Genomic DNA, 9,912 nt, shown 5'->3' with positions numbered 1-9,912 from the left:
AGTACCCCGTCAACACAAGAATCCGGCTATTGTCCAATGAGATACGAAAAACCGCGATGTGATTTCGTGGGGTTCTAGGAAAAGAGAGCGAACTTTTTCACTTTTCGCTCCGTACGACATATTCAAATGGCCCAGCAGAGCTCGCTAGAGAAGTTTTCGGAATTCGTCCTCGGTCAGGTTCGCTTGTTGCAAGATCGCTCTGATCAGACTCCGTTCCAGATCGCCCCATTGTGAATCGACATGCACGGTCTCAATTTTTTAGCCGGAACAGCACGGTAAAAAGGGCTCGACAACAACTGTAAGCTTTGTTAGCTTACAAACATGAAAACCGCGACACTAGGCGAAATTATTAAGCAATCACGTGAGAGAACAGGTCTCTCCATTCGAGAATTTGCCCGCCGTTCAGATGTTTCTGCCCCTTTTCTATCTGATATTGAACTCGGTCGCAGGTACCCCTCTGATGAGGTACTTGCAAGATTTGCGAAGATCTTCAAAACTCCAATCGAGGAATTGAAGCGCTACGATACGCGAGACTCCATCAGCAGCTTGAAGAAATTGATGGATACCAATCCTTCGTGGGGTTTCGCCCTTCGAACCGTGGCTGAAAAAGCCCTCCGAGGGAAGATTTCACCAGAGGACTTAATGAAAATGGAGTAATTCTGAAAGTTGCGATTAGTTGCTTGAATTACCCCTCGCGTAATGCGTGTATACCTTGGTGTTGGAATACCCTCCAAACACGAGACTTTTCTTGTAAAGACGCCCCGCCGCCGGTAGTGGGGATAACCCCTATTTACTTATGAATTCTTGGTTGGTAAAATGCTCCAAGACTCGGTTGTTTGCCGGGTAAGTTGCCGATTGACAGAGATCTGGAGAAAGGCGTAGAAATCGCGTCTGAAGTGTTCCATTTTTCACCAATTCGCGCTTTTTGCCAATTTCTGAAACAAACTTCCTAACAGATTGTTTGGAACTTGCGGCTCCTGATTTCCGTCAAGACGAACAATGTAAATGAAAAAGAAAGGTTATGAATAGAAAACAGGCAACCTTGCAGGAAGTGAAACCTGCGAGTCCACAGCCTCAGGAGTCTGCCCGAGGTTTTATCTCGGCGCCGACGCTGGAGGAATTGAAGCCAACGGCGCGCGAAGTCTCGTTGCTGGAAACTCTCTGGAATTGGCAGGAGAAGTCAGCGAAATCGCGCATCGTCTTGGGCCAGCCTCTGAGATCTTGAGCTGGCGAGGAGCTACGTTTCATTCAGCCCGCTAAATTGCTTGGCGGGCTGATTTTTTTGGTACTGAATATATTTCGAATGAAAGGTGCATTCGCGTCGGTCGAGCCCACTGTCGTTGATTGTCGGCCAGGGTTCTCACTGTTTTTCGATTTGATCCGTAAGGAGTGTAACGGTTCTGGTCACCCTCCACTTCATCGGATCTGCTCACTGATGAGAAAAATGGGGGTGCAGTGTTTTGTCAGAGAAGAATTAGCTTCAAATCAGGAAATCGAAGAGGAAAAGCAAGCAACTGTGACTCGTACGAACGGGGGGGTAGTTACGCTGACGGCACTACGGCTCACTTTTTTTCGGGACCGGCCGCCCTCAATGGCATGGCGGAATTTAGCGGGAATGGAGTGTCTTGGATACGCGGTTCTGATAACCCTGACTTTGCCCGACAATTCTAAACGGCCGTATATCCTGGAATCCGTGATTCGCTTTCCCAGCCTTTGGACACCAACTGAATCAGCCGGCGTGCAAGCCAATGCTGTCACAAATTACTATCTTCATTCGTGTAGAGAATTTGAAACGGTAATAGGAAAAGCCAAAGAGAATTTAACGTTCCGCGTAAACGGTTCTTTTTTCTGCCAGCAAAATGATCTCACGCACGTCTGCGCACATGCTGCGCTACGGATGGGAATCAATAGCTCACCCGCCTTCACAGGACCAAAGCTTACAAATAAGTTTATCAACGACCAACTGGGTATTGATCATTCAGAGGCTGAGGGCAAGCGAATCGGAAAATATTCTCCTGAGGCGCACTCGGTCGGACTTTCCACTGAACAGATTGTATGTATCGTCAACAAATTGGGTTGGAAGGAGCATGTAGCTGAATTCGACCTCAATCCGGACATTGACTACGAAGCTTTCATCTATCCACTTATTGAATCCGGTTGCCCAACAATCCTTGGGGTGCATAACCCTGCCACGGCGCACGTGCTGGCGGTGCTTGGGCACACGCTGAACTCGGACAGGTGGACTCCGGAAGCAAGACTTGGTTACGGCGCATTTCCTATTACACCCTACATTTCGACTTCAGCCTGGGCTGATCACTTCATAGTGAACGATGATAATTTTGGCATGTACGTCACACTGCCCGCAGAATCCATTCGGAATATTCTTGTCCCTAAACACAACCCGAATTTGCATGCCGCCCTCGCCATCGGCCTAGTCCCGCCCGACGTTACGATTTCCGGTTACGGTGCGGAACAGGCGGCCGCTGGATTGGCGGAAAAACTGGTCCGACTTACGGATCCGACACCGCAAAACCGTTGGTTGCACCTGCTGAAACACGAAACACACGAATGCAAACCGACTCACGACGCCAGCCAACGATTGGTCTGCCGTACTCTGCTTTGCAAAAGGCAAGAGTATTTGGGGATTATGAAAACCGTGGAGGACGACAAGGGTAATAGGTTGACGCCAACGGAGATCCAGACGTTGGAGAAGATTCTTCCTGAGCGCTTTTGGGTAACTGAAATAACGGTTCCGAACCTCTATACGGGGAACAAACGAAAGCTGGGTGATATTCTGACACCCGCTAAAGGCACCGGAAAGGAGTTTTTGACCGGAGCAATGATGTTATTCTTTTGGTTCCCCGGCCTGTCATGGCATGAGCCCCTGACTTCCATGCAAGGCTGGTCTCTTTTCGGCCACATTCCGCTACTGCGGGGTGCGTCGCAATCGAAGCAGCTATTGGAATGGTGACAGAACTCATCGAAGCCACTGGCCGATGCCCGCCCCAATATATCTTTCAACTTCTGCGTGGTCTGACTTGCCCCAAAGAGACTTGCAGTAGTAGCAATCTGTCTGAGGCTCATCTTGACTCACCGTCATTTTCCCCGATTGGCCATAATAATTCAGCAGTCGGAATGGACGGCGCAAACCTGTGATACCTGCCACGAATTCCGTTACCGCGATGGACACCACAGCACCATTGATTGAAACAACAGATGGACCAACCTGGCCAAGGAGTCTGCGTTCTACTCCGTAAATTGCATTCTGATCCCGTTGAGCCTCGGGTCGAGCGAGTTGTAGTTGCGCATCCTTTATGTCCAAAATTCCAAGACACGCTAAGCAACCATTTCCATCCCAGGCAACGGCAACACGACCGCCATACGCAGGCCGATCTCCCGGAATTATATCGGACGCCAGATCGAAGTATGGTTTGGCATAGGCGGCGCAAAGCTCTGTCAAAACCAACCTCGTCCCTTCGTTGTCCACGCACCCGAATACATAATCGGTACTCTTAATTGCGGAAAAGGCTTCGTCGCACACGACTGAATCGGAGATTTTTTCAATCTGAATGGTAGGATCAATTGTATGCGCAAGGCGCTCCCCGATGTTCACTTTCAAAGTGCCGGGAATCGGATCGTCGTGTCGCGCCCCGACGTACCGGTTCAAGTTTGTCTCGTCTAGTTCCTGTGCATCCACCAAACTTAATTTTTTGACTCCCAACAATGAAAGTTGTTGGACAACATGGGTGCCGAGCCCTCCAACTCCAACTACCGCGACCTTTGCCGACTGTATGCGTTTTTGACCGGCTCTCCCGAAGAAGCGCAATTGACGATCAAAGCGATTCTCTTGTCGTTTGTTCATAATGATTTCAGGGTTTTGCCTGTCGCTCGGAACACTTCCTCTCCCACACGTATACACTGAAGCTGGACGCGCGTCTCCGAATTTGGAAACCATACCAGGCCATCAAACCCGTATCGTGAAACGACCACTGCGAAGTATGGTTTGCCCTTCAACCGCCACAGGAAATGCGGTACCGTTTCCTCGAATCCGTGAAGATCGCTCAGAGAGAAAGCTGGTTTCTCAATCGATAGGTGGGAGTGGAGTTCAACGATCGATGCGTCCAAGTCATGCGCTTTTTTAATGATCTTGGCCCTTTCTTTATCAGCAAGTTCCAAGTGATAAGAGGACTGGTACGCGAAGCCATCCGGCATAATAGGATACCATTCGACCAGACGAAACATTGAACTCTCCTCAGTCGGATGAACAAAGGCGAAAGCTGCTTCCTCATTGCATTGCTGCGCTGGCAGCAGATGCTCCCAAAGCTTGCGATATATGTCGCGCGGGAATTCCAAGCCAGTACTTTCCATTTTAGACGCCCTCCCTAAGTCTGTCAGCAAATCCAAGAACCCAATTCAGCAGATTACAACCAGAACTCAGATCGGCGGTAGCTCGCCATTCACCGTCTTGTGGTGCCCACGAAAAGATTCCCCACTTTCCTCCGAATGGCGGCTGTGTTCCTGCCGGTTCAGTGTAATTGTTTGGGCGCTGTCCCTTAAACAAGACGCTAATCTCCATGTAGAATCCGTAAGGAGGTGTACCCGGGTATCCTATGGGAATTTGGAAAGCTAAGTCCGCAGTAGGCCGATTCCAGTCAGGCGGCATTGAGTAGGAAGGAATCTTTATCCAATGCCCCTCCTTCACGTATTCCAGTTTAGGAAAATGCCGCCGAAGCAAATCCAATTCCTGCTCAATGCGTGCCTGCATGGCTAGCCCCTCTTCCAGCGAACTTTTTTGCTGAACCCGTGCCCAGGTTTAAGCTCAACAATCTCGCCGGGCTTCAATGTGTGCTCGTTGTTGTCCTTGTCGATTTCGATGGCACCTTGCGATGGGTCCCAGCCACCGAGCCGAATTATTTCTTCGGTCGTGATGGTATCCTTGTCCCATTCGTGTACGGTGCCCTCGATGTCTAGGAAGTATTTAGGTCCTTGACCTCGCGCTTCCGGTCGCTGTGCGTTTATGAGTGTGTTCATTTATTAAGTGGCAAGACGATTCTCCGCACCCGCGGGCGGGGCGCTTTTTAGCCCCACGTCTGGCTACAGATGCTAACGTAAGCTATTTTAGCTTACATCGCAAGCGTTTTTCTTTTTTAAGTTTGCTCCCGGAATAGCCAGAAAGGCCAGACACGTGCACTAACGTGTTTGTGCGCGTTCACGTCGGTGGTATTTGGCTTTGACTGTTTGTTGTCTTCCTCTATCATTCACCCGTCCCTTCAGTCAGCCATTTAGGCCCGAAGGTGCTAAGGATGTTCCTAATTTGTTCCCACTCGGAGCGAGTGCTTTGTTGTGGTGTCGTATTGCCGTAAACAATCATCCACGGAGAATTACCATGCCGTCACCACCTCCTTCCGAAGGACAGCCTCGGACCTCACCCTCACCCAGTCAGCCGGCCGTTACCGATTCGTCGACCAAACTACTACACGCCCTCATCAGCGCGAGCGCGGCAATCCTGTGCCTCTCGTTTTTCCTGCCATGGATCAAAATCCTTGAAGTAGGGGTAAGCGGCCTCGATATCCAGAAGAACTTCGAGTCCTACCGGCTGGTGTGGCTGATGCCTTTGCTCGCAATCGTCACGCTGGTGCTGGGCATTGCGGGGTTGAACACGGGTTTCGTTCGCCGGCTGGCCGGGCTGTGCCCGTTCGCCATCCTCATTTACGCAACCAGCCGTTTGGGCGGCGACCTGCTCAACCAACTCGGGATTGGTGCCTGGCTGGCGCTCATCGCGGGCGCTGCGCTCATCTTCATTCCGGGTAAACGAAAAACTCCCGCCTGACCATGTTCGGCTTCCTCCAATCGAAGAAGGCCGAGGTGCTGCAACATTGGATTGCGTTTGTCGAGGGCTTCCAACTGTCATCTTCGGAGTTCTACGATTCGGTTGAGCAGGAGTTGAAAGCGCGTGAGGTGCCCGGCATGGAGATGGCCCGCGTCGAATTCGCCGAGGGCGGGATCCTGTCAGACAAGAGATATTATCTCCGCATGGTGCGCGAACGCCTCGTGTTCGACGTGTGCGCCGCGCCGTTTGGCAGGAGTTTCTTCTTCTCCTGCCGCTTCGCCGAGATTCCCGCTGTCATTAAGCTGTGGCAGTTGGCGGTTCTACTGATCTCCTTTACCGCCATCGTTATTTTCACCTGGCGGGAGGCGGGTTTCATTCTAGGCACGCTCCTTCTCATGGCCGCACTCACCTTGCTCATTTACACCCTGCGTAATGCCGTGGCGATGGGTTTGCGAGACCTGGATGCCGCCCTCATCAAGGCGCCGGTCTTCGGCCCCGTGTACGAGCGCTTTTTTCGCAAGGAGACCTATTATCGCCACGACACGCGTCTGATGTATCTGGAGGTCGTCTCCGGTGTCGTCAAACGACTGGCCGAGGACGCGGTGGCTGCCAAGGGCCTCAAACTCATCAAACAGTATGAGCAGGCACCCATTTTGGGCGAACTCTACAAACCCGTGAAGCCAACACCTGAGCCGGAGAAATAATGGCCTCTGTCCATGAACTGCTGACGGAGCAATTCCGGCGCTGGGAACAGCGCGGGCGAGGCTGGCAGGTGTTTGACTTCCCTGTCGCACCCGAACCAGCCTTCGTTCCCTTTCAGTATGTCCAGCCGGAGCCACCAGAGGAAGACGGCCGCAGGCCCACATTCCTCAGTTCCTTTGTCCAACGGCTGAGTCAAAAGCTGGCTCCAGTCCCGACGACGCCGCTTCCGGAACCTGAGCCGGAACCCGAACCGGAGTCGCTAGAACGAAACTCCCTGGTTGAACTTCAACTCGCGCTTCCGGCCGGTTACGATCCGGAGTCCTTTGAGCCGTTCCTGCACTCGATCTCCCTGTGCCGCGAGCCATTGAGCTTCGAGTTGCTGGGCCTGCCCAAGGGCATCGTCACCCAGCTTGCCGTTGCTGAAACCGATGCTACACGGGTTCGGAAACAGATGGAGGGGAACTTCCCGGAAGTGGCGGTGCGACCGGAGACAAGCATCTTGGAATCGGCGTGGGCTGCCTGTGACGAAGGGGAGACTGCCATCGTCGAATTTGGATTGGCCAGAGAGTTCATGCTGACACTGAACACCGGGCGCTTTGATGCCCTGATTGGTATCGCGGCGTCACTGGCCGAGTTGCAGAAAAGTGAACTCGGTTTGTTCCAGGTCATCTTTCAAACCGTCCATGAGCCGTGGCGGGACAGCATCCTGCGGGCAGTCTTGGACGCGGACAACAAGCCGCTCTTCGTCAACAACCCGGAGCTCGCCAAACAGTTGGCAGAGAAGGTCAGTCACCCTCTCCATGCTGCGGTCGTCAGGATCGCGACCCGTGCCAGTGATTTTAACAGGGCCTGGGAAATTGCCCGCGACATGGCTTCCAGCCTTCGGACCTTCGCCAGCACCGGCGGCAATGAACTGATCCCACTGCGGAATGACGAGTATCCGTTTGAAAACCACGTCGAGGACGTGGTGCGCCGCCAGTGTCGACGCTCCGGGATGTTGCTCAACATCGAGGAACTGCTCGGCTTCGTTCACATGCCGTCGGCCGAGGTTCCCCATCTCACCCGTGAAATCACGAGGACCAAGGCTGCACCCGTGTCGGGTGCTGGACTGCTGCTGGGCGAAAACGTTCATAAGGGAAAGATAACATCGGTTCGTCTTTCTCCCGACCAGCGCGTGCGCCACACGCACATCATAGGTGCCAGTGGCCAGGGCAAATCCACCCTGCTGTTCAACATGATCCGGCAGGACATTGAGAACGGCGACGGTGTGGCGCTCCTTGATCCGCATGGTGATCTGGTGGACAAGCTCCTTGGGATAATTCCGCCCGACCGTGTCGAGGACGTGGTCCTGATTGACCCATCCGACGAGGAATACTCGGTCGGGTTCAACATTCTCTCGGCTCATTCAGAACTCGAAAAAAACCTGCTGGCCTCCGACCTCGTCTCGGTCTTCCAGCGGCTCTCGACCTCCTGGGGCGACCAGATGGCCAGTGTCCTCAGTAATGCCATCCGTGCTTTTCTGGAAAGCAGTCGTGGCGGCACACTCGCCGACTTGCGCCGGTTCCTTCTGGAACCGGAGTTTCGCAACGAATTCCTGACAACCGTCACCGACCCGGAGGTCGTCTATTACTGGCGCAAGGGATTTGCGCAACTTTCCGGCAATAAATCGATCGGCCCGGTCTTAACCCGTCTGGAGACTTTCCTTGGCCCCAAACCCATCCGCTACATGGTGTCTCAACGGGAAAACAAATTGGATTTCAGCGAGATCATGGACACTGGCAGGATTGTTCTGGCCAAGCTGTCCCAAGGACTGATCGGAAAGGAAAACTCCTACCTGCTCGGTTCGCTGCTGGTCTCCCGGTTCCAGCAAACCGCCATGAGCCGGCAAGCACAGGCGGTGCGGAGGGACTATTGGCTATATGCAGACGAGTTCCAGAATTTCATTACTCCCAGCATGGCGGAGATACTGGCCGGTGCCCGCAAATACCGGCTCGGATTGATCCTTGCGCATCAGGAGCTTCGCCAATTGGAGCGGGACCGGGAGGTGGCTGGCGCGGTGTTCAACTGTTGCACCCGTGTTGTGTTCCGCGTGGCCGACGACGACGCCAGGAAACTGGCAGAAGGGTTTTCGTTTTTCGAGACGCGCGACATACAAAATCTCGATACCGGACAGGCGATCTGCCGGATTGAACGCAGCGACCATGATTTCAACCTGAAAGTTCCCTTCCCCGAGAATGCTGACCTGATTGAGTCTGCGAGTCGCCGACAGGAAGTCATCACGGCTTCGAGGGGAAAGTATGGGACGCCACGGGCGGTGGTCGAAACGTTGTTACGACCGAAACCAGAAGCACCTTCGCACAAGCCCGATGACTCCGGCGATCCACCGGGGACCCCTCCGTCTTCCCCCAAACCACCCCTGCCAGCCGCGCCGGTTCCGCCTTCTATCTCTCCGAAATCTGCTGAACCGCCGAAGGCTTCCGACATTCCGAAACCGACGCAGGAATCTACTCTGGCGCAAGAACCCACGACGCCACGGGATCTGGGCCGGGGTGGTGAGTTGCATAAGTCGATTCAGGAGCGGTTGCAGGCAGAGGCGCGGGCGCTTGGCTTTCTTGCCGAAGTGGAAAAGCAAGTAAGCGGAGATTCCAATCAGGCGGCTGACTTGCTTCTGCGGCGGGGCGAACTCAGGATTGCCGTCGAGATTGCGTTGACGACCACAACCAATCAAGAGTTCGGCAACGTGAAGAAGAATCTGGACGCCGGTTTTGAACGGGTCGCAGTTGTCGCGATTAAGCAGGAGCGCCTGGAGCAGATCGCCGCTGCAGTTCGGGCCGGATTAAGTCCTGAGTCGGCCGCGAAGGTAGGTTATTACTCACCCGACGACTTCATTTCCGAATTGCGCAGACTCGTTGAATCCGCCGGACCCTTACCAGGACCCACGAACGAAGAACACAGGACGCGCGGCTACAAAGTTCGGCGGCACGGCCCCGAATTGTCGCTCGAAGAGCGCAAGGCGAAAGAGACTACCGCTATTCAAGTGATTGCGAAAGCAATGCGGCGGAAAAGGTAGCCTTTATCTCTCATCAATTTGAAAATACGGACCGTTCACTTTCGACTTGGAAAAGGATTCGATCATCCGGCGACGCAGTTTGGTGAAGGATTTTTTTGGGTGGTCTTCAGCATAGATCACCGCTTGCCGGGCGACACCCAACTCTCGGGCCGCCTGGGCGCGGCTTTTTCCGGTGGCCAATCGGAGCTTCTGAGCGAGGGCTGCCAGGTCGCGTTCAGTCACCAACTTCTTTTTTGCCATGTATGCAGCCTAGAAAAAACCGAAATCCTCGGCCACTTATTTATTGCAAAGGGTAATCATTCTGATTACG

The 9,912-nt window shown here is 53.5% G+C and carries 10 protein-coding genes; 6 read left to right on the top strand and 4 right to left on the bottom strand.

Annotated elements, in window-relative coordinates; all coding sequences use genetic code 11:
• Window positions 1-321 precede the first annotated feature (321 nt).
• The 3 genes from VN887_03250 (at window position 322) to VN887_03240 (ending at window position 2,971) form a co-directional block, all read left to right on the top strand.
• Window positions 322-657: a helix-turn-helix transcriptional regulator gene (locus VN887_03250; GenBank protein ID HXT39018.1), complete on the top strand. Its 336-nt coding sequence runs from the start codon at window positions 322-324 to the stop codon at window positions 655-657.
• A gap of 364 nt (window positions 658-1,021) precedes the next feature.
• Complete coding sequence (locus VN887_03245) at window positions 1,022-1,225, top strand: hypothetical protein (protein HXT39017.1); 204 nt, start codon at window positions 1,022-1,024, stop codon at window positions 1,223-1,225.
• A gap of 210 nt (window positions 1,226-1,435) precedes the next feature.
• Window positions 1,436-2,971 carry a hypothetical protein gene (locus tag VN887_03240; protein HXT39016.1) on the top strand — a complete coding sequence of 512 codons (1,536 nt, stop codon included), beginning with the start codon at window positions 1,436-1,438 and terminating at the stop codon, window positions 2,969-2,971.
• 6 nt (window positions 2,972-2,977) lie between these two features.
• On the opposite strand, the gene VN887_03235 is transcribed toward VN887_03240, so the two are convergent.
• The 3 genes from VN887_03235 to VN887_03225 form a co-directional block, all read right to left on the bottom strand.
• Complete coding sequence (locus VN887_03235; GenBank protein ID HXT39015.1) at window positions 2,978-3,862, bottom strand: ThiF family adenylyltransferase; 885 nt, start codon at window positions 3,860-3,862, stop codon at window positions 2,978-2,980.
• Window positions 3,859-4,404: a hypothetical protein gene (locus VN887_03230; GenBank protein HXT39014.1), complete on the bottom strand. Its 546-nt coding sequence runs from the start codon at window positions 4,402-4,404 to the stop codon at window positions 3,859-3,861. Before VN887_03230 ends, VN887_03235 begins: the two co-directional genes overlap by 4 nt.
• A 363-nt stretch (window positions 4,405-4,767) precedes the next feature.
• Window positions 4,768-5,031: a hypothetical protein gene (locus VN887_03225; protein ID HXT39013.1), complete on the bottom strand. Its 264-nt coding sequence runs from the start codon at window positions 5,029-5,031 to the stop codon at window positions 4,768-4,770.
• A 355-nt stretch (window positions 5,032-5,386) separates the two neighbouring features.
• Between VN887_03225 and VN887_03220 the strand changes: the two genes are divergently transcribed.
• The 3 genes from VN887_03220 to VN887_03210 are packed head-to-tail and all read left to right on the top strand — an operon-like array spanning window position 5,387 to window position 9,602.
• Complete coding sequence (locus VN887_03220) at window positions 5,387-5,830, top strand: hypothetical protein (protein ID HXT39012.1); 444 nt, start codon at window positions 5,387-5,389, stop codon at window positions 5,828-5,830.
• 2 nt (window positions 5,831-5,832) lie between these two features.
• Window positions 5,833-6,534, top strand: a complete 702-nt coding sequence (locus VN887_03215; protein HXT39011.1) for a hypothetical protein — start codon at window positions 5,833-5,835, stop codon at window positions 6,532-6,534.
• Window positions 6,534-9,602 (top strand): type IV secretion system DNA-binding domain-containing protein, encoded by a 3,069-nt coding sequence (locus VN887_03210; protein ID HXT39010.1) that lies wholly within the window; start codon window positions 6,534-6,536, stop codon window positions 9,600-9,602. Before VN887_03215 ends, VN887_03210 begins: the two co-directional genes overlap by 1 nt.
• 3 nt (window positions 9,603-9,605) lie before the next feature.
• Here VN887_03210 and VN887_03205 read toward each other — a convergent pair whose 3' ends face one another.
• The gene (locus VN887_03205; GenBank protein ID HXT39009.1) at window positions 9,606-9,842 is read right to left on the bottom strand and encodes a hypothetical protein; all 237 of its coding nucleotides are present in this window, start codon (window positions 9,840-9,842) and stop codon (window positions 9,606-9,608) included.
• Between the last annotated feature and the right edge of the window lie 70 nt (window positions 9,843-9,912).

It is taken from the genome of Candidatus Angelobacter sp. (assembly GCA_035607015.1).
In the GTDB taxonomy this organism is placed as follows: domain Bacteria; phylum Verrucomicrobiota; class Verrucomicrobiia; order Limisphaerales; family AV2; genus AV2.
Note: the sequence above shows the minus strand (reverse complement) of the source record. Positions and strands in the feature narration are given on the sequence as shown.

Excerpts from the sequence above, each read along its gene's own strand:
- VN887_03210 (HXT39010.1), top strand. The coding sequence starts at position 6,534 with ATGGCCTCTGTCCATGAACTGCTGACGGAGCAATTCCGGCGCTGGGAA.
- VN887_03225 (HXT39013.1), bottom strand. The coding sequence starts at position 5,031 with ATGAACACACTCATAAACGCACAGCGACCGGAAGCGCGAGGTCAAGGA.
- VN887_03250 (HXT39018.1), top strand. The coding sequence starts at position 322 with ATGAAAACCGCGACACTAGGCGAAATTATTAAGCAATCACGTGAGAGA.
- VN887_03240 (HXT39016.1), top strand. The coding sequence starts at position 1,436 with ATGAGAAAAATGGGGGTGCAGTGTTTTGTCAGAGAAGAATTAGCTTCA.
- VN887_03205 (HXT39009.1), bottom strand. The coding sequence starts at position 9,842 with ATGGCAAAAAAGAAGTTGGTGACTGAACGCGACCTGGCAGCCCTCGCT.
- VN887_03235 (HXT39015.1), bottom strand. The coding sequence starts at position 3,862 with ATGAACAAACGACAAGAGAATCGCTTTGATCGTCAATTGCGCTTCTTC.
- VN887_03220 (HXT39012.1), top strand. The coding sequence starts at position 5,387 with ATGCCGTCACCACCTCCTTCCGAAGGACAGCCTCGGACCTCACCCTCA.
- VN887_03245 (HXT39017.1), top strand. The coding sequence starts at position 1,022 with ATGAATAGAAAACAGGCAACCTTGCAGGAAGTGAAACCTGCGAGTCCA.
- VN887_03215 (HXT39011.1), top strand. The coding sequence starts at position 5,833 with ATGTTCGGCTTCCTCCAATCGAAGAAGGCCGAGGTGCTGCAACATTGG.